The sequence below is a fragment of the Nostoc sp. genome, from assembly GCF_036917395.1.
Classification (GTDB): domain Bacteria; phylum Cyanobacteriota; class Cyanobacteriia; order Cyanobacteriales; family Nostocaceae; genus Nostoc.
This window is the reverse complement of record NZ_JBALDI010000005.1, coordinates 192,819-216,664: the sequence shown is the minus strand read 5'-3', so window position 1 is coordinate 216,664 and position 23,846 is coordinate 192,819. Positions and strand designations below refer to the sequence as shown.

Here is a 23,846-nt window from a genome sequence, read left to right as displayed (position 1 = left end):
AGCTAATTAAATGCTAAGGTTGGGGTTGAGTAGCTGTAATTAAGGTAGCTAGAAGATAGCACAGTGGCTGTTGCAGTTGAAAAATTAATAACATCGGATATTTTAAAACCTGGGCGGTACCTGGGTAATGAGCGTTTAGCGGTACACAAAGCTTGGGATACGACAGCAATACGCTGGGTTTTAACCTACCCAGAAGTCTATGAAGTCGGTGCATCCAATTTAGGGCACATTATCCTATATAACATCTTGAATGCCCAACCGCGTCAATTGTGCGATCGCGCTTACCTCCCAGGACAAGACCTGGCAGCCAAACTACGCGAAACTAATACGCCATTGTTTGCGGTAGAGTCAAAGCGATCGCTCACAGAATTCGACATTTTAGGCTTTAGCCTCAGTTACGAACTGGGTGCAACTAATATCTTAGAAATGTTGGATTTGGCTGGAATTCCCTTGACGTGGCGAGAGAGGCAGGGGGGCAAGGGAGAATTTACTAATCTCCAGTCTCCATTTCCGTTGATTTTTGCTGGTGGGCAAACAGCGACATCAAATCCTGAGCCTTACGCTGACTTCTTCGACTTTTTCGCCCTTGGAGATGGAGAAGAACTGCTGCCAGAAATTGGTTTGGTGTTAGAAGAAGGCAAACAAGCAGGATTGAGTCGGGAACATCTGTTACTGGGTTTGGCACAGATACCAGGCGTATATGTCCCTCAGTTTTATGACATGGCAGAGGATGGCTCGGTTCATCCTCGTCGCCCGGACGTGCCAAAACGAATTTTGCGACGGGTTGCAACTCCCATACCAGCATATTCCATTGGGTTAGTTCCCTACGTAGAAACGGTGCATGACCGATTGACCATTGAGATTCGGCGTGGTTGCACTCGTGGCTGTCGCTTCTGTCAACCAGGAATGCTGACTCGACCAGCACGGGATGTAGAACCCGATAAGGTGGTAGAAGCGATTGAACAAGGGATGCGGGCAACTGGTTACAATGAGTTTTCCCTATTATCTCTAAGTTGTTCTGATTATTTGTCCCTACCAGCAGTGGGGATGGAAATCAAAAATCGCTTAAAAAATGAAAACATTTCTCTGACTCTACCAAGCCAACGGGTAGACAGATTTGATGAGAATATCGCCAACATCCTTGGAGGTACGCGGCAAGGTGGACTGACTTTTGCTCCAGAAGCTGGAACTCAGCGGATGCGAGACATTGTGAATAAGGGTTTGACAAATGAAGAACTATTGCGGGGGGTGAAAACGGCTTGGGAGCAAGGCTGGGATAAAATCAAGTTGTATTTTATGATTGGCTTACCGGGTGAGACGGATGCTGACGTTTTGGGCATTGCGGAAACAGTAAGCTGGCTACAGCGAGAATGTCGGGGCAAGGGCAGAAAACCTCTAAACTTTAACCTGACGATTTCTAACTTTACGCCCAAGCCCCATACACCATTCCAATGGCACTCAGTTTCTACCACTGAATTTAAGCGTAAACAAAACCTGCTGCGGCAAGAATTCCGGCGGATAAAAGGAGTGAAGGTAAATTTTACCGATGTCCGCATTTCCGCAATGGAAGATTTTGTGGGACGAGGCGATCGCAGTTTGGGCAAAGTAGTGCGCCGTGCCTGGGAATTGGGTGCAGGGATGGATTCCTGGTATGAAAATTTAGATCAGGCTTTTAGTGCTTGGGGAGATGCGATCGCCCAAGCCGGTCTAGATTGGAAATACCGCCAAGTAGAAAATGGCGAATGGAATTTGTTTCATATACAAGAGCAGAAGAGATCAAAAGATGCGGAAAATACCCAATTCCTAACTCCTAACTCTTGTACAGACGCGATTAATCGCGTCTCTCCTAACTCCCTCGATACTCCCCTGCCTTGGGATCATATTGATACCGGGATTGACAAAAAGTGGCTCAAAGAAGACTTGCAACGCGCCTTAGAAGCTGCAATTGTACCCGACTGCTCTTTTGAAGGTTGTTCTCATTGTGGCGTCTGTGGCACCGACTTTGGGCATAACGTCGTGATTAAACCACCTGCTATCCCGAAATTCACTGGCGAGTTTGTCCCCAACACAATTAAGTCACAACGACTGCGAGTTTGGTTTGGGAAACAGGGTAATATGGCTTTGGTAAGCCACCTGGATTTAATCCGTTTGTTTGACCGAGTTGTGCGGCGAGCAGGCTTACCAATTGCTTTCACTGGTGGGTTTCATCCAATGCCGCGAATTTCTCTAGCAACTGCTTTGGCTCTAGGGGCTACTAGTAGTGGTGAAATTGCGGATTTTGAGTTAACTGTGCCAGTGGCAGTTGATAGTTTTCGAGAAAAGTTAGTTCGGGAAATGCCCACAGACATACCTATATATAATGTGGCGCAGATAGATTTAAAAACTCCGGCAGCTACCCAACTGCTAGAGACCGCAGAATATTTAATTACCGTAGCAGCACTTGAAGAAACAACACCTATACAATGGCAAGAATGGATTGATACCATCAAAGCAAAAGACGCGCTCTGGTACGAGCATACAACTAAGTCAGGCAAGAGCCAGTTAATAAATCTGCGCGATCGCTTATTTGAACTGGAATTAGTAGAAAACTACAATTGCATTGCAGAATCTATATCTGTTATCCGTTATCTAGGTAGCTATCGCCAAGATGGTTTTCTATTGCGTCCTGAACAAATCCTGTTTATGCTAGGCATAGTGGCTAGTGGAGAATTTCAACTCCTGCACATCCACCGCAATCGGCTAATTTTAAGGGTATAATCCCTGTAGGGCAGCTTGCTAGTAGTTGTCCTCACATGGCAGATCGTCGGAATTGATTTTTAGTAAGGTTGCGTTAGAATGGGGTGAAGAGAAATTTTCTGGCGCTGCATTGAATTAGCTGGTTCACTACCCTGGTGTTCAGGGGGCGAAAGCAAAGATATTAGAGTGCAACTTCTAGGATTTTATCCCAGACAAACTGAGGCAGATTAAAGAATACACACTCTTTCTACAGCTACCTTGTGAATCAGTAACTAACAGCAGGCTCGGTTAGCTTCTCTAAATCCATGCTTTTTAAACAACTACTGAATGTCTAATCCACAGTAGTGCCCAAGAGCCAGTGGTTACTCTTCTAGAGTTGTTCGCCCTTGGCCGTTCCCGTAGGGTAAGCAACTGCCGTCAGTTATGCGGATTTGCAGACGTTCACGAGACGCGCAAAGCACGGCTTAAGGTAGGGTAGCAGCTGGCGTTGCTAAGTATAACCCTAAGGATAAATCCGGGGAATGGAAAATAGAAATAGTTTCTTTTTCTTAACGACTTCAGTAGGTTACTCTCAAATGAAGCTTCCTGAGTTAAAAACTCACTCAGGATTCAGAACTTTCAACTCAGAACTCTCTTTCTTGAGGGTATTGCATCACAAATCAACCACGGACAGTTGATTTAATTGCTTAAACATGCACCCGTTCTGGAATAATCCGCCGTGAAAACGCTCTTAAGAGCGCCAATAGCTATTTAACTTAGAACATCGGGTTACGATTTTTATTACCAGTAGCGCCTTTTGAGGGTTGCAGGGGCAACAAAGGTATAACAAACCCCCAGACCTATTGGTGCTGCCAATTTTTGAGGAAATTGAATGCCAAAACAAATTATCATCGCGGAGCAGCACCAAATTGCTGCTGTCTTTTCTGAAGATCAAATACAGGAACTCGTTGTTGCTACCGGTCATCACCAAATAGGTGATATCTACTTAGGAGTAGTAGAAAACGTATTGCCTGGGATAGATGCGGCTTTTGTCAATATTGGTGATCCAGAGCGCAACGGTTTTATTCACGTCACCGACTTAGGACCATTGAAGCTAAAGCGTACTGCTGCGGCAATTACAGAACTACTTACACCACAGCAGAAAGTTTTGGTGCAAGTAATGAAAGAGCCAACAGGGACAAAAGGGCCCAGGCTGACGGGTAATATCACCTTACCTGGACGCTATGTAGTATTAATGCCCTATGGTAGGGGCGTAAATTTATCCCGACGGATAAAAAGTGAAAGTGAACGCAACCGCTTGCGGGCACTGGCAATTTTGGTCAAACCGGCGGGAATGGGTTTGCTCGTGCGTACAGAAGCCGAAGGCAAACCAGAAGAAGCAATTATGGAAGATTTGGAGGTGCTGCAAAAGCAATGGGAGGCTATCCAGCAGGAAGCGCATTCCACCCGGCCTCCAGCACTGCTCAATCGGGACGATGACTTTATCCAGCGCGTATTGCGGGATATGTACGGCGCGGATGTAAATCGGATTGTTGTAGATTCTAGTACTGGTTTAAAGCGTGTAAAGCAGTACTTGCAGAACTGGAGTGGAGGTCAAACACCGCAAGGATTGTTGATTGACCATCATCGCGATCGCTCCCCAATTTTAGAGTACTTCCGCATCAGTGCTGCGATTAGAGAAGCCCTCAAACCAAGAGTAGACCTACCTTCTGGAGGTTACGTCGTCATCGAGCCGACGGAGGCATTAACCGTAATCGATGTTAACTCAGGTTCCTTTACGCGATCGGCAACAGCTAGAGAAACAGTTTTGTGGACAAACTGCGAAGCTGCAACAGAAATTGCTCGCCAGTTGCGTCTGCGGAATATCGCTGGGGTGATCGTTGTTGATTTTATTGATATGGAATCGCGACGTGATCAACTGCAAGTTCTCGAACACTTTAATAAAGCACTCAAAGCAGACAAAGCTCGTCCCCAGATTGCCCAACTCACCGAACTGGGTTTGGTAGAATTGACCCGCAAGCGTCAGGGTCAAAATATTTACGAATTGTTTGGTGAAACTTGCCCCACCTGCGGCGGTTTAGGACATACTGTGCGTCTGCCTGGAGAAATCGAAAACCGATTGCCAATACCAGTAGAAACACCAGAGCGTGAACGTTTTGTATCCCTGCCTCACAGAGAACCACGTCAGCCATCTGCCCGCATCCCAGAACCACGAGAAACCTATGATGGATTTGGGGAAGCATTTGAGGGTGACTCGGAATTAAGTAACCTAAATCTGATCAATCATCCTAGTTATCAAGAACTTAATGATAATAAGCGGCGTACCCGCACTCGCCGCAGTCGAATTGGCATCAATGGGTTAAACGGGAAAGATGAAGCTCGGGTTATTGCCAATCCACTGGCTTTTGTCAACGAGCCAGACTTAGACCTTGATGTGGAACCAGAACTAGGAATTGCACCAGAGATCCCCTTACCCACCCTTGGTAAACCCGGTTGGAGTGAAAGAGTAGAGCGCACTAAAATTATCAAGGCAGAACCAGTTAAACCAGTGGTAGAACCACCGGAGATTAGAACTGTAGAAATGAGCCTCCAAGAACAAGATATGTTTGCCTTGATGGGAATCTCTCCTTTGGTGAAGTTAGAGCAAGAAGTTAAAAATACCAAATCTGTGATCATTAATGTGATTCAGCCTGGTCAACTGCCAACGACCCCAACTGAATCAACCTCAGAATCAACTATTGCCCAAAAAGCGACACCTGAAGTAACCACAAGCAAGATACCGACACCAAAAGTTATTGAGCCAGAACAAAAATCTTTGATAGAAGAGACAACTGAACCATCGGAGTTGACTGCGAACCCAACGGAACGCTTGTCTGCGAAAGCCTCCGTTGCCAACGAGATTGCAGATGAAAGTGATGCGAACAGCGCCGCCACTGCCAGCCGTCGCCGCCGCCGTCGTTCCTCAGCGATCGAGGATAATTAATTTGCTTTATGGTAGAAACGTCGCCAACGCCCTTGGAACAATCCAGTTGGCTAGAGTTTTCTACTTTGTCAGGGATTCCAGGGTTGGTTGCAGGTGTGGATGAAGTCGGGCGAGGTGCTCTATTTGGCCCTGTGGTGGCGGCAGCAGTGATCCTACCAGTTCATGCTTTGCCAATACTGATGGCAGCTAAAATTAAAGACAGTAAAAAGTTGTCTAGTTCTCGGAGAACTCAGCTAGCACAGCAAATTTGTGGGCTGGCTATAGACTGGAAAATTGGGTTTGCTTCTACTGCTGAAATTGACAAGATAAATATTTTGCAAGCGACACTGTTAGCAATGAAGCGGGCTGTGCTGAAGTTAAAGGTACAGCCTGCACTCTGCCTGGTTGATGGCAATCAGTCAATCAAAGACTTGCTATTGCCGCAACAAACAATAGTTAAAGGAGACGAGCGATCGCTCGTTATTGCCTCTGCTAGTATTGTTGCCAAGGTTTGGCGTGACGACCTGGTAATGCGTCTAGCATTAAAATACCCTATGTACAACCTGGAGCGTAACAAGGGTTATGGTAGCCAGCGGCATTTGCTGGCTTTGCAACAATACGGGCCCTCGCCCCTACATCGTCAGTCTTTTCGTCCTTGCCAAATCAAAGTACCGAGTGTTGAGTGATTAAATCATTACTCAGCATTCAGGATTGGCAATTCAGTAGTGTCACCGTCAAGTCCTCTATCTTTAATTTGTGATATCACCCAGTAGCGATAATCCGCCAAAAGTTGATTTAATAACCGTTGCTTGACCGACAACAGCACGCTTTTGAGCAAACCATTGCCAGTAGCTTCTAAAATCGGCTTAGGAGTGAAGGAAAATGGCGGTGGCAAATCCACCAGCACTTCTAAATCAGCCCTTCCTTGCAGGCGAGTACCAGTGCTAAACTCTTTGGGAGATAAATACCCTTTTAAATTGAGAGTAAAGCGCTGGTTAATATACTCGAAACCCAGGATTTCACAGCCTAGCGATCGCAAATAAATTATTCCATTTGATTCTGCCCAGACTCTCATGTCTACAGTAGGTTGAATACTTAATGACATAAAAGTTACCGGACGCATTTTCAAGCGAAATATTTCCTCAGAAAGCTGCTCAATGCGGGTGTTGTCAGCCAAAGCCTTAACTAAACGTTGAGGCTGACGCAAGTAGTGCTGAATGGGAATAGGCTGCTCTGGAACAGCGATTTCAACCGATTGAGAGGCAGTAAACCGGGTAGCCATGAGCGGATAAAAAGATCTGTTTCTTAATTTTAATATTTTTTAATAAATTAGTTCTAATTATTAGAAAAATACAAAATTTATTGAGCATAAAAATGATTGTTGCTTATCAGCTATACATTATTAGCAAAAAGTTGCTACGCTCATTACTATCTTTAGTTCAAGAAATATAGATTAGGATTAGCCTTTTCAAGCTGACTCCTAAAATCTATTTTTTTTTATCTGATATCTCTGTGTCAATAGCGGGTTAAAAGTAATTTATTTAACCCTTAACACGCAGAGGACACAGAGTTAAGAGATTAAAGAGGAATTTTTTTAACCCAAATTTTTACTCAGCTTGAAAGGGCTAATATTAGGATTTAACGATTGACACAAAATCAATAATATGCATTGCTATTTGGTCAGAAACCAATATAATTGCTCTTAAATCTTCAGAGGAATCTAGCAAAAAACTCCCAGGAAATCTATCTGCTAGAAGGCTGATTTCCATAACTTGTTTTCCTGGATACATATTTAGGTCTATTCGTCAGTGCGTAAATTTTAGAGATAAGAGTGTTCACTAAGAGTAAATGTTGGATATATTTGCCAAACCTAAAATATCATAATCTCTGTTTACACATTAAACTCACAACTCAAGGCTAAAGACATGACTTTATTGATCGCACATTTAGGGCCTCCCGGCACTTACGCAGAACAAGCATCTGTTCTTTATGTCAACTGGTTGAGCAAAAGTACGGGAATTGAAGCTATGTTATGTCCCTATCCCACCATCTCGCAGTCACTGCACGCCGTTGCTGATGGTCAAGCCCAGTTGGCTGTTGTGCCAGTGGAAAATTCTATTGAAGGGAGTGTTACCACAACACTGGATACACTATGGCACTTGGACAGTTTGCAAATTCAGTTGGCTTTGGTATTACCCATTGCCCATATGTTAATTTCTTGCGCGTCTAGCTTAGATAGGATTAAAACTGTTTACTCTCATCCACAAGCTTTAGCACAATGCCAGGGATGGTTAGAGCGGTTTCTTCCGACTGTACAAATTATTCCCAGCAATTCCACAAGCGAAGCGCTACAGGGATTGGAGCAAGAGATAACAACGGCAGCGATCGCCTCTAGTAGAGCAGCTCAACTCTACAACCTGCCCATACTTGCCAGTAACATCAACGACTATCCAGAAAACTTTACTCGTTTTTGGGTAGTAAGTCAGGGTGAAGCGGAGGCTGGATATCAGGCATCAACAACACCTGCCAGTCACACATCGCTGGCTTTTAGTATGCCTGCCAACACACCTGGAGCATTGGTCAAACCTTTGCAAATATTTGCTCAGTTAGGGATTAACCTCAGCCGGATTGAATCTCGTCCGACGAAGCGATCGCTAGGCGAATACTTGTTTTTCATGGATCTAGAAGCGGATGCCAAGGAAGCACAAATGCAATCTGCTTTAGCAGAATTAACTATCCACACAGAGATTTTAAAAATTCTTGGCGCTTACAATGTTTTGCCGATCAGCGCTCTTTAATCATTCGTCATTTGCCACAAGTTTTGACTGAGGACTACTCATCACTTTTCATTAAATGTGTCTTTGAGAACAGCACGAGCTGCCAAGTGATTCCGAGTAGAAGTTAAAATTTCTGCTTCCCGCTCTAGACGAGTTGCAGTATCTTGCATTTCTAACAATAACTGCTGCTCTGGGGCGACACCATAAAGGTTACTGGCTACCCAATAAGATAACTCTGTTGGTAGGTCGGGCAAATCTTCTGGTAGTTCGATATTTTGTTCGGTTAATTTGGCTGATAAACGCACAACATCTCGCAGTAGTTGTTCTACTTCAGTTGACAAAGGACGCAAATCTTTAGTTGGTGGTTGGTCTTCAATCCATTCAACTAAGCCAACGCGGTATGGCTTTTCACGAACATACTCTAATACACGAAATCTTTGCTGCCCTAAAGTCAACATCTTGATTCGGTCATCTGGTAGCCGTTGATGATGAACGATTTCCGCACAGCAACCAGTGTTTGCAATTGTACCTTTGACTGGATCAACCATTAAAACACCGAACCTGCGATCGCTTTCCAAAATCGTGTTTATCATGATTCGGTAGCGAAATTCAAAGATGTGCAGAGGCAATGGTCTGGTAGGAAACAGAACTAGTTCAGGTAACGGGAACAGAGGTAGTTCACGAACTGCAATTTTAGAAGATGATGTCATTATTACCTTAGTATAAACTTAATCTTTAAAATTTATTTTTCTCTGCTTTTCCCGTTCTTTGTCTACATTCTATCATTTGTTTCCTAGCTAAATAAAAGCCCTGAGATATATTTCTTCAGGGCTATGTAAAAATTCATACTAATATTATTAGTCTTTTGTCCTTTGCCTGAGTACTAATGACTAATTAAAGTTTGACTTCGATATCTACACCCGATGGTAGATCCAATTTCATCAGGGCATCAATAGTCTTAGAAGAGGGCTGGTAAATGTCAATAATCCGGCGATGAGTACGGGTTTCAAAGTGTTCTCGTGAATCTTTATCTACGTGAGGCGATCGCAGCACACAATAGATCCGGCGTTTTGTTGGTAAAGGAATTGGGCCTATGGCTGTAGCATTGGTACGGTTAGCTGTGTCTACAATCTTCTCGCAAGATGTATCCAATAAGCGTCGGTCAAAAGCCTGTAAGCGAATTCTAATCTTCTGCTGCTGTAGAGTTGCCATCTTTAATTGTCCAGGTTCTGCGTAATTAGGGGATGTAGTTGCAGGGTAAAGGTTACAGAAAACTATCACCAGTCCTCTGTAACCTGTTACCTTATTTATAGAGGGAAGAGAAAGGAGCAGAGAGGCATTATACCATCTCTGCTCCTTTGTTATGAGCGAAAAGGTGCTACTTCAGAATTTTTGAGACGACACCAGCACCAATGGTGCGCCCACCTTCGCGGATAGCGAAGCGCATTCCTTGTTCAATAGCGATCGCGTTGATCAATTCTACTGTCACTTTGATGCGATCGCCTGGCATCACCATTTCCACCTCAGTGCCATCATCAGCAGTGAAGGCTCTAATCGTGCCGGTTACATCCGTTGTCCGCACGTAGAACTGGGGACGGTAGCCAGCAAAAAATGGAGTTTTGCGACCACCTTCTTTTTCGGTTAGGACGTACACTTCACCTTCAAATTGAAGGTGAGGTTTAATTGAACCTGGTTTGGCAATGACCATACCTCGTTCAATATCAGCCTTTTGGATACCCCGGAGTAGTACGCCTGCGTTATCCCCAGCCATACCTTGGTCAAGACTCTTCTTGAACATTTCAATACCAGTTACGGTAGTGGCGCGAGTATCTCTGATACCCACTAGTTCAACGTTATCGCCAACTTTGACTATACCCCGCTCAATCCGACCGGTGGCGACAGTACCACGACCTGTGATGGAGAATACATCTTCTACAGCCATCAGGAAGGGTTTATCCACATCTCGCTCAGGGGTGGGGATGAAAGAATCTACAGCATCCATCAATTCGTAGATTTTGTCTACCCATTCATTTTCACCCCGTTGGGTCTTGGGATTCTTAGTCATTGCTTCCAGGGCTTGCAGACCAGATCCCTTAATAATGGGGATATCATCGCCAGGGAAATCGTAGCTGGTAAGCAATTCTCTCAGTTCTAGTTCCACTAGTTCTAAGAGTTCTGGGTCATCCATCAAGTCTTCCTTGTTCAAGAAGACAACCAGACTGGGAACGCCTACCTGTTTTGCCAACAGGATGTGTTCGCGGGTTTGGGGCATAGGCCCATCGGTAGCAGCAACTACGAGGATGCCACCATCCATCTGAGCAGCGCCGGTGATCATGTTCTTCACATAGTCAGCGTGTCCAGGGCAGTCTACGTGAGCATAGTGCCGACTAGCAGTTTCATACTCAACGTGAGCGGTATTGATGGTAATACCCCGTGCCTTTTCTTCTGGCGCGTTATCGATTTGATCGTAGCCTTTAGCTATAGCTTGACCCATAGCCGCCAACGTCATAGTGATGGCTGCTGTTAACGTGGTTTTACCGTGGTCAACGTGGCCAATGGTACCGATATTGATGTGGGGTTTATTCCTTTCAAACTTTGCGCGTGCCATGAATGCTCATTTCCTTATTTTAACTAAGCGTTCCCTTTGCTTTTAGCAATGATAGTTTCAGCTACGCTGCGAGGCACCTCTTCGTAGTGGCTGAACTCCATCGTGAAGATACCCCGACCTTGCGTCTTCGACCGGATATCAGTGGCGTAGCCAAACATGGTCGCCAGTGGAACTTTGGATGCGACCTTAGCAAGTCCCTGTTCAGTGCTTTGGCTTTCAATCTGCCCTCGGCGGGAGATCAAGTCGCCAATCACGTTCCCGATATAGTCTTCAGGAACTTCAACCTCAACTTTCATCATAGGCTCTAACAGGACGGGTGAAGCTTTCAGCACAGCCTCTTTCATCGCCATTGAGCCAGCGATTTTGAAAGCCATTTCCGAAGAGTCTACATCGTGGTATGACCCATCAGTTAGCGTCGCTTTGACGTCAATTAACGGATATCCAGCCAGGACACCAGATTCGCAGCTTTCTTTCATTCCTTGTTCTGCGGGGCCAATATACTCTTTAGGTACTGTACCACCAACAATTTTGGAGACGAATTCAAAGCCAGTACCGGGTTCTCCTGGTTCCAAATCGATCACAACGTGACCGTATTGACCTTTACCACCACTTTGACGGATGAACTTGCCTTCCACTTTGGAGACACGTTTCCGAATCGTTTCGCGGTAAGCTACTTGTGGCGCACCGACATTCGCTTCCACTTTGAATTCTCGTAACATCCGGTCTACTAGAATTTCTAGGTGGAGTTCTCCCATCCCTGCGATCACGGTTTGGTTTGTTTCCGGATCGACGTGGACACGGAAGGTGGGGTCTTCTTCTGAGAGAGATTGCAGAGCCTTGGACAGTTTGTCCATATCGTTCTTGGTTTTGGGTTCAACCGCCACCGAGATTACAGGCTCAGGAATGAATAAGGATTCCAGAATTACTGGCGATCCTTCGTCACAGATTGTGTCACCTGTCAAGGTGTCTTTCAATCCAAGAGCTGCTCCCAAATCACCCGCTCGCAGTTCATCGACATCTTGCCGATCATCTGCCTTCATTAGAACTAAGCGGGAAATTCGTTCTTTTTTATTCTTACTAGCGTTGAGGACGTAGCTGCCCTTTTTCAGAACACCAGAATAAACACGAACAAATGTGAGGCGACCGTAAGGGTCAGCCATAATCTTGAATGCCAGAGCCGCTAAGGGTTCGCTGTCATCAGCCCGCCGCTCAACAGTATCGCCATTCGCTAGTAAGCCTTGAATTGGAGGCACTTCACTTGGTGCTGGCAGGTAATCTACAACAGCATCCAGCATCAACTGCACGCCTTTGTTTTTGAATGCTGAACCGCAAAGTACTGGCACAATTGTCCCGGCAATTGTTCCTTTACGCAGGGCAGTCCGAACTTCCTGTTCTGTAAGTTCTTCGCCATCGAAGTACTTAGTCATCAGAGCATCATCGGTTTCTGCCGCCGCTTCTATTAGCTTGGTGCGGTATTCTTCTACCTGCGCTTGCAATTCTTCTGGGATATCGGTTTCCTGGATATCGGTTCCTTGGTCATTTGCGTAAATATACGCACGTTGCCGTACTAGGTCAACGATACCTTGGAAGTCGTTTTCACTACCGATTGGTAGTTGAATGGCGATCGCATTCGCCCGCAGGCGATCGCGGATTTGATCGTGAACTTTATAAAAGTTCGCTCCAGTCCGATCCATCTTGTTGATAAAGGCTATCCGAGGAACTTTGTAGCGTTCTGCTTGACGCCACACTGTCTCGGACTGCGGTTGCACGCCGCCCACAGAACAAAATACTGCGATTACACCATCCAACACGCGCATGGAACGCTCAACTTCAATTGTGAAGTCTACGTGACCCGGAGTATCGATAATGTTAATTTGATGATCTTTCCAACTGGTACTGATAGCAGCCGCAGTAATGGTAATTCCCCGCTCCCGCTCCTGCTCCATCCAGTCTGTGACGGCAGTTCCTTCATGAACTTCGCCAATTTTATGAATTATCCCAGAGTAAAATAATATTCTCTCTGTTGTTGTTGTTTTGCCCGCATCTATATGCGCCGCAATACCAATGTTGCGTACTTTATCTAGCGGGATCGTGCGTGCCACAGCTACCTCCTATAGTTTTTGCCTCATGATATCTTGTATATTACTCTTTGTTAAGATTCTATACTTTTAGGGAAAACCGTCTTTTTTTTGTAAATCTACGATATAACGCTTCGGTAAGGCGATATATCGTTTTTCTACTTAGTAACGATAATGTGCAAATGCCTTGTTAGCTTCCGCCATCCGGTGCGTTTCTTCCCGTTTCCGAATCGCATTTCCAGTTTCGTTGGCAGCATCCATTAACTCATTTGCCAGTTTGCTTGCCATTGTCCGGCCTGGTCTAGACCGGGAATATTGCACTAACCAACGCAGTGCTAGGGTAGTGCCCCGTTCTGTACGCACTTCCATTGGTACTTGGTAGGTTGCTCCACCAACTCGCCGAGCTTTTACTTCTACTAAAGGCGTGGCATTTCGCACTGCTCTTTCAAAGGTTTCCAAGGCAGCGCTACCAGTGCGTTCCTCAATAGTTTTCAATGCTTCATAAACAATCCGTGCGGCAAGTGATTTCTTGCCATGACGCATGATCCGCCTGATAATCATGCTCACAAGGCGACTATTATATACGGAGTCAGACGGAACTGGGCGCCTTTGAATAACACCACGACGTGACATACTTCACCTTTAATTCGGAATTGGCAACGAAATTATATGCTATCAGACACCGGAAACTAAAAGCGGTGCAACCCAACCCTCAGACTTCCTCATTTTTTTCGACAGTTGCAGCGAGGTTGACCTCTCTACTGCCAATTTTTGATTTTTGATTTTTGATTTTGGATTAAAAGTTTTCGGTATATGTTCCGATCCCAAGGGTCGGAAAAAATCAAAAATCAACAGTCTGTAAGCCTTATCCCTTTGTGGGTTCGACCAATCCAAAATCGCAAATCGCAAATCTAAAATTGTTTGACCTGCTACCTGCAACTAAATACTCAAGGCGACAAGATTGTAAATCTTAATGTCCAGATGAGAATTCTGCTGTCAGTTACAGCCTTCTCCTCAGAACTTCTACACTTGCTCGCTTAGTGTAGGTGTAGCTTGCTTGATTTTTTAAAACAGACTTTACCAGCCTTCATAACTGCTGTTAGAACACAGACCCTGATACTTTTTTTGTCCTTCAGCGCTTCTTAGCTAGACGATTAATCGTGTTGGATGCGATTAATCGCCTAATTTTATTTTTTCGCTTCTTTGGGACGCTTGGTTCCATACTTGGAACGGCCTTGCTTGCGGTCTTTGACTCCGGCTGTATCTAGGGTGCCACGGATAATGTGGTATCTCACGCCTGGTAAGTCCTTAACCCGACCGCCACGAATCATCACAACTGAGTGTTCTTGTAAGTTGTGACCAATGCCTGGAATGTAAGCTGTAACTTCAAATCCAGAGGTAAGTCTTACTCTTGCTACTTTGCGTAGAGCTGAGTTAGGCTTTTTTGGTGTAGTCGTGTATACTCTGGTACAAACTCCCCGACGTTGGGGACATTGCTTCAGAGCCGGGGACTTGGTTTTCTGACGCGCTTGTTCGCGCTCATTACGTATTAGCTGCTGTATTGTTGGCATGAGTTACAGCGCGTAAAGCTGCTTATATGTCTAAGTTTTAACAAATCCTAATTATATCGTTTTTTAGGGCATTGTGTCAATTGTGATTTTTCTTTTGTTATTGGCAAATGATCACTAATTAACGACTATGAACAATTCGTGATTACGTTATGGATAGGGATTTAGACCCCAATCATAACTTTCTCAACCTTCGATCCAAGTCTCAGACTCTGACCCGTTTTTTAATTACGTTAGCGAGTCCGCGAACGCAAGAGGTTTTCTAGAGAGGGTCATTACAAATTACGAATTAGTAATTATTTGTTAACTAGTTATGGAGAAGGAATTCCCACAGCCACAGGTAGCGATCGCCTGGGGGTTGTGGAAGCGAAAACCACCACCCATTAAGTCTTCTGAATAATCCACCCTCAAACCGTTGAGGTAATTTAAGCTTGCTTTGTCTATGACCACTTGAATCTCATCCAAGTCGAAAACCTGGTCGCCAACTTTTATTGCTTCATCGAAGGACATATCATAAAAAAACCCGGAACAACCACCTGGTTTTACTGCCAATCGAAACAAGACATTTGGCTGCTGCTTGGACTTTATTCGCCCAATCTCACTCGCGGCTGCTTGACTCAGATGAATCATGGAACTCGTTTTTTGCAATAGAATATCCCATCTTTACTTTACAGATGGGTTGGCCCTGCCTTCTGTAAAATTCCAAATTTCCAAAGGCATGAGCGTGATCGCTATTACTACATTTATAGCACAACATGCTTTAGTCCCCACCTTAACTAGGTAGGGACATCTGGGGTGTAGTAGTTACCAAAGACGGTTTGCCCAAAAATCTATTCAGTTTTGGAATTAGAGCTTTAATAACATTCTTTTGGTTTTAATCCTTAGTACGGGCATAGTCATCTTGGTAGCGAATAATATCATCTTCTCCCAAATATTCGCCATTTTGCACTTCAATCAACACCAAGGGGATGACGCCAGGATTCTCTAAACGATGAGATGTACATTGGGGTACATAAGTTGACTCATTATTGCTCAGTAGTACTTCTAGCTCACCACAAGTTACCCTAGCTGTACCAGATACGACAATCCAGTGTTCGCTGCGGTGGTGGTGCATTTGTAGACTGAGGCGGTGTCCGGGTTTAACTTCGATGCGCTTGATTTTGTATCCGCGCCCTTCTTCTAAAACTGTAAAAGCACCCCAAGGACGTAACTCAGTTGCAGCAACGCCTCTGGAAGTGATAGTTGAAGGTAGGTGTAGAGTGTCAGTCTGTGTAGTTTCTTGATATCGAGCCATAGTTACCTCATTTGAAGACATAACAAACCGTCGGTACTCTTAACTATTGATAAAAATCTGGCGCTATCTTGCAACGTTGGAAATCAGCAATTATGTCGCACTTTGATAAACATAGCAAAGTCAGACGTAATGGTGTAAATCATCACTACTAAAACTCTTGTATCTACACCAAGTCTTCATCAAGCAAAATGATAGCTTGTTCTAAACTTTAAAAAAGGATGGGACATTGGTGATTAAGAGACTTCACTTCCCTATTCCCTACTGCCTGATGATCGTGGTTTCAGGAAAATACCAATTCCATTATGAACACGAGCAGCGGTACTAGGCGATCGGTCGAGTAGTTGCCCTCCTAAGTAAAGGCTGGTTGAACTACCACCGTCTAAATTTAGGGCATCGACACAGCCCATCAGTTGCATCAGTTGGGCATGTTCTGCCAAATTAGGGCCATAACCGCCTGCACGATTATGCACGGCAGTAATCATCAGTGTGCCTGTTGCCGTTGTGCAAATACCGCTACGAATAGCCTTTTCGGCAATAAAGGCATTGCTGAATTTTTCGGCTTTGGCATCAAGGACAATCTGACGATTTTGGACTAATAGCGGTCCGGCTCCGATAATGTGGGGATAACGACTAAAATCAGTGGGAGTAGTGGCGCTGGAAATAGTTACTCCGGTTCCAATAGGTAACTGGGAGGCAGCAGTAGCAGCGTTGGCGCGTAAGATTAGTAGGTAGCCATCCTGAGGAATCGGAACCGCCGTCTCACCAACTTTGCCGCCTGGTAACTGTTGAATAATTTGGTCTTTCTGTACCACTAGGATAATTTCGTTATCCGTCAAGGGCGTGTAAGTTAATCCCCAAGCTGGGGTGTAACGAGCAATGCCGCTCTGGACGTAGCCGCTGTTGAGAAACAGAATTGGTAAGCGCTGGTCATTTGCCGTAATTAAAGTTTCTTCCAAGGTGAGACGACCGAAGTAAAATTGGCCTGAATCATTCCAAGCGATCGCACCTCGGTTAAGAATGGGGCCTGATAACCACTGATTATCCCGACGAATTGCACCCAAGGGCAATCTATTCTTGCGGTTAAAATAACCACCGTTAATTCCAGCTACTGCTAAGTAACGTTGTGCTGTTTGAATTAAGGGAGCAGTACCCGCAAGCCCATCAAGACTAGCCCACATAGGTTTCAGTGTTAGCCCAAATTTACGAGGATTGACTTCTAACCAGACCACCGGAAAGCGTTCTGTGCCTAAGTTGACATAATGCTGTCGCCAGCGCAATCCTGGAACCCAAGTAATATCTCGTTCTTCTAAAGGATCGGGTCGAATATCGATAATCAGGCGATTGGGGCTACCGACAGTACTAACTTGAGGCGATAAACCAAAGGGAACACTCAGAGAAATAATGGTTTGGTTTTTCACCACCTCCACTTGTTGAATCAGTGGTTCAGGGGCTGGTGCTGGTGCTGGTAGTATTGGTTGTGTTGGTGTATCTGGTGATAATTGTTTGAGCAGGTTTGGCAGTAATATTGCTGGTGCTGCTGTTGGTGCTGGTGGCTGCGGGGTATAGCGTTCTATCAAAACGGGATCGGCTATTCCATCCAGGGTAACTGTCCACTCTCGATTTGGCGGTACAGTGGATTTGGGGATTAATGTGTCTAAATCAGAAGATGGAGGTTGAATTTTTTTAACAGTTGACCCTTGTGTAACTTGCCAGGGAGTTGGACGATCTAAATCGACAAGAATGCGAACTTGTTGCAAAGGCTTTACACTCGTGTCTGAAGATTGCTGACTCTGAACAATATTTGTCACTTGCGCCTTTGGAGTAGCAATCACCAAAATGTTGCTATTAGCTTGGATTTGCCATCCAGATGTTTGAGCAAAATTAGTAATATCCAGATAGCGATATGCTCCTAGTAGTCTGGTGGCTAAAATCAGTGGCGTTGTCACCGACGAAAACCACTGTACTGGTTGCCTACCTGAATTATTACTGCTTAAGAAATTAACTCCAATTAATTGTCTAAATGCCCCGTCACTCAGATGAGTTGTGATCTGACCAGATTTTCCAGGTCGCTGCAACCAAGTTCCTGGTAAAGTACGACCATTGAGGGAAATTTGATTACCAGAGGATGCTACACCTGTTAAAGGGGGTGCAGGTGACTGTGAGATTAACCTGCTGATTAATTTGATGGTTTTCGGGGACTCCTGGGCGTTGGTAGCACAGGTAGTAGTTAAGCACAGTACTGTTAAAAGTATTGGTAAGACAGTAACCTGGAAAAATCTGCGTTCGCTAATCCCTGATTGCCAACAATTCGGCATTTTTACCATAATTTACTAAGTACTTTTGAAAACTATCACCCAAGGTATAAACTAACTAATTATTTGGAACTATAAAAAAAACATGACTTTATTTTTTAAAAAAATGATATTCTATATATTGGCTAGTTATCTCTTTTAGACAAAAAACAATTTAGACGCCAAAGCCACTGCAATCAAGTGTTTTAACTAGCATTAATTATAACCACACTATACACGGTAGTCTTGCTTATCAAAACTGGATTATGATATTCAATTCTCGCTGAACATTGCTAGTGTTGCTAGTTCAGTAAGGTAAAGTAAATAGTAAGACATGTGGCAACTGGTAAGCAGCAAAACTCCAGACAACAGAAATATTTGGGAATTGTCAAATGGGTATATATTGTAATACGCTGATTTTATTGCCGGATCAGGATGAGTTTGGCTTTAAAACATAAAACAGCGTTCAGTTTTAATTTTTGTTTCAGGTGAGCTGAAATAGGCTCTGTGACTAGCTACCGTGCATCTGGAAAAAGAGAATTGAGAAAATACTTAGTTTCACAATATAAAAAAGAAACTGTCAGGGCAAAAATCATGTCTTGGCGGAGGTTGCTTGTCTAACACCGCATAAATACATAAATAATACGCAACTATTTTAACACGGGTGAACTAAGAAAGTAAAACCGAAGTTAAAATTTTTTTTCCCTAAATTTCTGTGCTTATATATTTCTCCATCGCTGAATTTAGAAATTTTTCCCAATAATGTAGTGGCAAAATTGGTAACTCAATACTTCAGGAACAGGGTATGAATAATAAACCGATGAATCAAGACCAGAAAATCACAGCGGATATAATCTCAAGAGATACCTATCAGGGGCAAAAGTGGTTAGTAGAGGAACGAGATGCCTGTGGTGTCGGTTTTATTGCTCATCGTCAGAATCATACCAGCCATGAAATTGTCGAAAAAGCCTTAGCTGCTTTAACCTGCTTAGAGCACCGGGGAGGTTGTAGCGCTGATCGAGACTCTGGTGATGGTGCAGGAGTATTGACAGCTATCCCTTGGGAGTTGTTCCAACAAGACTTTGCCCAAATAGGGAAGGAATTTTCATCCACTAATAATATAGCTGTGGGGATGATCTTTCTACCACAAGACCAAGAAGCAGCACAAAAAGCGAGGACGACAGTTGAGCAAGTAGCTGCTGAAGAAAAATTGATTGTACTAGGTTGGCGAGTAGTGCCAGTGCAACCTGATTTACTCGGTGTACAAGCAAGAGAAAATCAACCCCAGATTGAACAAGTTTTGCTAGCTTCTGTTGAGAAAAGTGGCGATGAATTGGAACGACAGTTGTATATTAGCCGCCGCCGAATTAGTAAAGCAGCAAACAACATCTCAGAAGAATTTTATATCTGCTCCTTGTCAAATCGCACAATTGTTTACAAAGGCATGGTGCGTTCTGCTGTATTGGGAGAATTTTATCAAGATTTAAAAAATCCGGTTTACAAAAGCGCCTTTGCTGTCTATCACCGCCGCTTTAGTACCAACACGATGCCCAAGTGGCCCCTAGCTCAACCAATGCGACTTTTGGGTCACAATGGCGAAATCAATACTTTGTTGGGTAACATCAACTGGATGATGGCACGAGAAGCTAGCCTAAATCATCCTGTATGGGGCGATCGCATCGATGAACTCAAGCCATTAGTTCATATTGATAACAGCGACTCAGCTACCCTAGACAACGTACTGGAATTGCTGGTGTGTTCTGGACGCAGCCCCTTGGAAGCTTTAATGATTATGGTTCCTGAGGCTTACCAAAATCAGCCTTCTTTACGTGACTCTCCAGAAATTGTCGATTTCTACGAATATTACAGTGGTCTGCAAGAAGCGTGGGATGGGCCAGCACTTTTAGTATTCAGCGATGGCAAAAAAGTTGGTGCAACACTAGATCGTAATGGCTTAAGACCAGCTCGCTACGTGATCACCAAGGATGACTATATTGTTGTAGCTTCCGAAGCTGGTGTAGTGGACTTTCCAGAAGCCAACATTATCGAGAAAGGTAGACTCGGCCCAGGCCAAATGATTGCCGTAGATTTAGTAAACCATGAAGTGCTGAAGAATTGGGAGATTAAGCAGCGCATCGCCAAGCAGCACCCATATGGAGAATGGCTGCAACAGCACCGTCAAGAACTCAAAAAAATTGTCAGTAGTCAGTCGTCAGATGTGAATGGAAATGGACATCTAGCTGCTGAAAATGGTAACGGGCATAGTACTACTGAGCAAATTGACAAGCAAACCTTGCTTCAGCGTCAAACTGCCTTTGGCTACACCACAGAAGATGTCGAAATGGTGATTCACGCGATGGCGATCGCCGGTTCAGAGCCGACTTTCTGTATGGGGGATGATATTCCTTTAGCAGTGCTGTCACAAAAGCCCCACCTGCTTTATGACTATTTCAAACAGCGCTTTGCTCAAGTGACGAACCCAGCGATCGATCCGCTACGGGAAAAGCTAGTGATGTCTTTGAAAGTCGAACTGGGTGAACGGGGTAACTTATTAGAACCTAAGCCAGAATATGCTCGGAGATTGAAGCTAGAATCCCCAGTGTTAACGGATGCTGAACTAGAGGCGATTAAGCTGTCAGGATTTGCCACAGCCGAGTTGTCAACCCTATTTGCGATCGCCCCTGGCCCCGAAGGATTGAAAGCCGCAGTCCAGTCTTTACAAGCACAAGCAGCTGAATCAGTGCGGGCAGGTGCAAAGATTTTAATATTAAGTGACCAGATCCCCTCAAGCTCTCTTAATAATGGGGGAATCAGCACAGAATATACCTACATTCCTCCTCTGTTAGCAGTGGGTGCTGTACATCATCACCTGATTCGTGAAGGGTTGCGAATGAAAACATCCCTGATTGTCAATACTGCCCAATGCTGGAGTACTCATCACTTTGCTTGTCTGATTGGCTACGGAGCTGGTGCAGTTTGCCCGTATATGGCTTTGGACACGGTGCGTGATTGGTGCATTGATCCCAAAACCCAAAAGTTGATGGCTGTGAAGAAAGTTCCTACCCTCACCGTAGAGCAAGCTTTAGGAAACTATCGCAAAGCGATAGAGTCTGGCTTGCTAAAAATTCTCTCCAAAATGGGAATTTCTCTACTGTCCAGCTATCAAGCAGCCCAAATCTTTGAAGCTATTGGCATCGGTGGGGATTTAATAGAACTAGGATTTCAAGGTACGACTTCCCGCATTGGTGGTTTGAGTGTTAGCGAACTTGCTGATGAAGTACTTTCCTTCCACAGTAAGGCTTTCCCGGAACTGACGACCAAGAAGTTAGAAAACCTCGGCTTTGTGCAGTACCGTCCTGGCGGCGAGTATCACATGAATAGTCCAGAAATGGTTAAGGCACTGCATAAAGCTGTAGATGATAAAAACTATGACCACTACGAAGTTTACAAAAAGCACCTCCAAGGCAGACCAGTAACAGCCTTGCGGGACTTGCTAGACTTCCAAGGCGATCGCACACCGATTCCCATAGAAGAAGTGGAGTCGGTATCTGAAATTGTCAAGCGCTTCTGCACCGGTGGCATGTCTTTAGGCGCTTTGTCAAGAGAAGCTCATGAAACTTTAGCGATCGCCATGAACCGCATTGGTGGTAAATCAAACTCTGGGGAAGGCGGCGAAGACCCTGTACGTTATACAGTTCTAGATGATGTAAGCGATGGTCACTCGCCAACCCTACCGCATTTGAAAGGATTGCAGAATGGCGACACCGCCTCTAGTGCTATTAAGCAAGTCGCATCAGGACGCTTTGGTGTCACGCCAGCGTATTTAAGCAGCGCCAAACAAATTGAAATCAAAATCGCCCAAGGTGCCAAGCCTGGGGAAGGCGGACAGCTGCCAGGCCCCAAGGTGAGCGAATACATTGCGATGTTAAGACGCTCCAAGCCAGGTGTGACGCTGATTTCACCGCCACCGCACCATGATATATATTCCATTGAAGACCTAGCACAACTGATTTTTGATCTGCACCAAATTAATCCGAAAGCAAAGGTATCGGTGAAGCTAGTTGCAGAAGTTGGCATTGGCACGATCGCTGCTGGTGTAGCCAAGGCAAACGCTGATATCATCCAGATTTCTGGCCATGATGGTGGTACAGGCGCATCACCACTAAGTTCGATTAAACACGCTGGTTCTCCGTGGGAATTGGGTTTAAGTGAAGTGCATCGCGTCTTGATGGAAAATGGCCTGCGCGATCGCGTGATTTTGCGCGTAGATGGCGGTCTTAAGAGTGGCTGGGATGTGGTAATAGGTGCATTGATGGGCGGTGAAGAATTCGGTTTTGGCTCTATCGCCATGATTGCCGAAGGCTGTATTATGGCAAGAATTTGCCACTTGAACACCTGCCCTGTGGGTGTTACTACTCAGAAAGAAGAACTCCGCAAGCGGTTTACGGGAATACCTGAACAGGTTGTCAACTTCTTCTACTTCATCGCCGAAGAAGTACGTAGTTTGCTAGCACGACTAGGTTACCGTTCTTTGTCAGAAATCATTGGACGTGCAGATTTGTTGAAACTGCGCCAAGAGGCAAAACTCAGCAAAACGCAATCACTGAACCTGGACTGTTTACTTCAGTTACCAGATACTACAGAAAATCGTAGTTGGTTGGTGCATGAAGAAGTCCACAGCAACGGCGTGGTTTTGGATGACGACTTGCTTGCTGATCCTGACATTCAAGCTGCCATTCGCAACCAGTCTACTGTCACCAAGACTTACCCTATTGTCAATACTGACAGAACAGTAGGCACAAGATTAGCGGGAGCGATCGCTTCTCAATACGGTGACAGCGGCTTTGAAGGACAAATTAATCTCAACTTTACAGGTAGTGTTGGGCAAAGCTTTGGTGCTTTCAACCTCCCAGGCATAATTCTCAGCTTAGAAGGAGAAGCAAACGACTACGTAGGTAAAGGGATGCATGGTGGTGAAATCATCATCAAACCTCCAACTGATGCTACCTATAACGCATCACAAAACGTGATAGTTGGCAATACTTGCCTCTATGGTGCTACTGGTGGCATGTTATTTGCCAACGGTCTAGCAGGAGAGCGCTTTGCTGTGAGAAACTCCAAAGGCATAGCAGTGATTGAAGGCGCTGGGGATCACTGCTGTGAATATATGACTGGTGGTGTGATTGTCGTCCTCGGTAAAGTAGGACGTAACGTCGCAGCTGGAATGACTGGTGGACTGGCATACTTCTTAGATGAAGACGACTCATTTCGTGAGTTAGTCAACCCGGAAATTGTCAAAATCCAGCAAGTGATTACAGAAGCAGGTGCAAAACAACTGCAAGAGTTAATCCAAACTCATGCCGAACGCACTGGTTCACCGAAGGCGAAGAAAATTCTGCAAAACTGGCAAGAATTCTTACCGAAATTCTGGCAGTTGGTTCCACCTTCTGAAGCTGATAGTCTAGAAGCTGATCCTGAAAAAACAACTGAGTTCAGTTTAGTAAGCAGTCATTAGTAGCTGTTACCGTTCTC

At 44.8% G+C, this 23,846-nt stretch carries 15 protein-coding genes; 5 read left to right on the top strand and 10 right to left on the bottom strand.

The features are described 5' to 3' along the window. The first annotated feature begins 63 nt into the window (after positions 1-63). The 3 genes from V7K46_RS05115 (at position 64) to V7K46_RS05105 (ending at position 6,384) form a co-directional block, all read left to right on the top strand. The gene (locus tag V7K46_RS05115) at positions 64-2,757 is read left to right on the top strand and encodes a TIGR03960 family B12-binding radical SAM protein (protein ID WP_335111532.1); all 2,694 of its coding nucleotides are present in this window, start codon (positions 64-66) and stop codon (positions 2,755-2,757) included. Positions 2,758-3,607: 850 nt separating this feature from the next. Beyond that, a complete protein-coding gene (locus V7K46_RS05110; RefSeq protein ID WP_335111531.1) occupies positions 3,608-5,719 on the top strand; it encodes an Rne/Rng family ribonuclease in 2,112 nt (703 codons plus the stop codon). Between the two features lie 8 nt (positions 5,720-5,727). Further along, positions 5,728-6,384, top strand: coding sequence for a ribonuclease HII (locus tag V7K46_RS05105; RefSeq protein WP_335111530.1), 657 nt, complete (start codon positions 5,728-5,730; stop codon positions 6,382-6,384). A gap of 8 nt (positions 6,385-6,392) precedes the next feature. On the opposite strand, the gene V7K46_RS05100 is transcribed toward V7K46_RS05105, so the two are convergent. Further along, positions 6,393-6,980: a DUF1997 domain-containing protein gene (locus tag V7K46_RS05100; RefSeq protein WP_335111529.1), complete on the bottom strand. Its 588-nt coding sequence runs from the start codon at positions 6,978-6,980 to the stop codon at positions 6,393-6,395. A gap of 643 nt (positions 6,981-7,623) precedes the next feature. On the opposite strand from V7K46_RS05100, the gene pheA reads away from it, so the two are divergent. Continuing rightward, complete coding sequence (gene pheA / locus V7K46_RS05095) at positions 7,624-8,496, top strand: prephenate dehydratase (protein WP_335111528.1); 873 nt, start codon at positions 7,624-7,626, stop codon at positions 8,494-8,496. A gap of 41 nt (positions 8,497-8,537) precedes the next feature. On the opposite strand, the gene V7K46_RS05090 is transcribed toward pheA, so the two are convergent. The 9 genes from V7K46_RS05090 to V7K46_RS05050 all read right to left on the bottom strand — a co-directional run bounded on the left by V7K46_RS05090 (position 8,538) and on the right by V7K46_RS05050 (position 18,338). Continuing rightward, entirely contained in the window at positions 8,538-9,185 is a 648-nt protein-coding gene (locus tag V7K46_RS05090) for an LON peptidase substrate-binding domain-containing protein (protein WP_335111527.1), read from the bottom strand. A gap of 184 nt (positions 9,186-9,369) precedes the next feature. Continuing rightward, positions 9,370-9,687, bottom strand: a complete 318-nt coding sequence (gene rpsJ, locus V7K46_RS05085) for a 30S ribosomal protein S10 (RefSeq protein WP_008232935.1) — start codon at positions 9,685-9,687, stop codon at positions 9,370-9,372. 166 nt (positions 9,688-9,853) lie between these two features. Beyond that, entirely contained in the window at positions 9,854-11,083 is a 1,230-nt protein-coding gene (gene tuf, locus V7K46_RS05080; RefSeq protein ID WP_334970313.1) for an elongation factor Tu, read from the bottom strand. A gap of 23 nt (positions 11,084-11,106) precedes the next feature. After that, positions 11,107-13,185 carry an elongation factor G gene (gene fusA / locus V7K46_RS05075; RefSeq protein WP_335111526.1) on the bottom strand — a complete coding sequence of 693 codons (2,079 nt, stop codon included), beginning with the start codon at positions 13,183-13,185 and terminating at the stop codon, positions 11,107-11,109. A gap of 138 nt (positions 13,186-13,323) precedes the next feature. Beyond that, the gene (gene rpsG, locus V7K46_RS05070; RefSeq protein ID WP_334906201.1) at positions 13,324-13,794 is read right to left on the bottom strand and encodes a 30S ribosomal protein S7; all 471 of its coding nucleotides are present in this window, start codon (positions 13,792-13,794) and stop codon (positions 13,324-13,326) included. A 554-nt stretch (positions 13,795-14,348) separates the two neighbouring features. Further along, a complete protein-coding gene (gene rpsL, locus V7K46_RS05065) occupies positions 14,349-14,732 on the bottom strand; it encodes a 30S ribosomal protein S12 (protein WP_012410236.1) in 384 nt (127 codons plus the stop codon). Positions 14,733-15,032: 300 nt separating this feature from the next. Further along, positions 15,033-15,359, bottom strand: a complete 327-nt coding sequence (locus tag V7K46_RS05060; protein ID WP_335111525.1) for a HesB/IscA family protein — start codon at positions 15,357-15,359, stop codon at positions 15,033-15,035. Between the two features lie 244 nt (positions 15,360-15,603). After that, positions 15,604-16,023, bottom strand: a complete 420-nt coding sequence (locus V7K46_RS05055; protein WP_273763827.1) for a cupin domain-containing protein — start codon at positions 16,021-16,023, stop codon at positions 15,604-15,606. A gap of 251 nt (positions 16,024-16,274) precedes the next feature. Beyond that, a complete protein-coding gene (locus V7K46_RS05050) occupies positions 16,275-18,338 on the bottom strand; it encodes a phosphodiester glycosidase family protein (RefSeq protein ID WP_335111524.1) in 2,064 nt (687 codons plus the stop codon). A gap of 781 nt (positions 18,339-19,119) precedes the next feature. On the opposite strand from V7K46_RS05050, the gene gltB reads away from it, so the two are divergent. Continuing rightward, positions 19,120-23,829, top strand: coding sequence for a glutamate synthase large subunit (gene gltB / locus V7K46_RS05045; protein ID WP_335111523.1), 4,710 nt, complete (start codon positions 19,120-19,122; stop codon positions 23,827-23,829). Positions 23,830-23,846 lie beyond the last annotated feature (17 nt).

Coding starts and splice junctions, on each gene's coding strand:
- V7K46_RS05100 (WP_335111529.1), bottom strand. CDS start 6,980: ATGGCTACCCGGTTTACTGCCTCTCAATCGGTTGAAATCGCTGTTCCA.
- V7K46_RS05090 (WP_335111527.1), bottom strand. CDS start 9,185: ATGACATCATCTTCTAAAATTGCAGTTCGTGAACTACCTCTGTTCCCG.
- V7K46_RS05105 (WP_335111530.1), top strand. CDS start 5,728: ATGGTAGAAACGTCGCCAACGCCCTTGGAACAATCCAGTTGGCTAGAG.
- pheA (WP_335111528.1), top strand. CDS start 7,624: ATGACTTTATTGATCGCACATTTAGGGCCTCCCGGCACTTACGCAGAA.
- V7K46_RS05050 (WP_335111524.1), bottom strand. CDS start 18,338: ATGCCGAATTGTTGGCAATCAGGGATTAGCGAACGCAGATTTTTCCAG.
- V7K46_RS05055 (WP_273763827.1), bottom strand. CDS start 16,023: ATGGCTCGATATCAAGAAACTACACAGACTGACACTCTACACCTACCT.
- rpsG (WP_334906201.1), bottom strand. CDS start 13,794: ATGTCACGTCGTGGTGTTATTCAAAGGCGCCCAGTTCCGTCTGACTCC.
- V7K46_RS05110 (WP_335111531.1), top strand. CDS start 3,608: ATGCCAAAACAAATTATCATCGCGGAGCAGCACCAAATTGCTGCTGTC.
- gltB (WP_335111523.1), top strand. CDS start 19,120: ATGAATAATAAACCGATGAATCAAGACCAGAAAATCACAGCGGATATA.
- tuf (WP_334970313.1), bottom strand. CDS start 11,083: ATGGCACGCGCAAAGTTTGAAAGGAATAAACCCCACATCAATATCGGT.
- rpsL (WP_012410236.1), bottom strand. CDS start 14,732: ATGCCAACAATACAGCAGCTAATACGTAATGAGCGCGAACAAGCGCGT.
- rpsJ (WP_008232935.1), bottom strand. CDS start 9,687: ATGGCAACTCTACAGCAGCAGAAGATTAGAATTCGCTTACAGGCTTTT.
- V7K46_RS05060 (WP_335111525.1), bottom strand. CDS start 15,359: ATGATTCATCTGAGTCAAGCAGCCGCGAGTGAGATTGGGCGAATAAAG.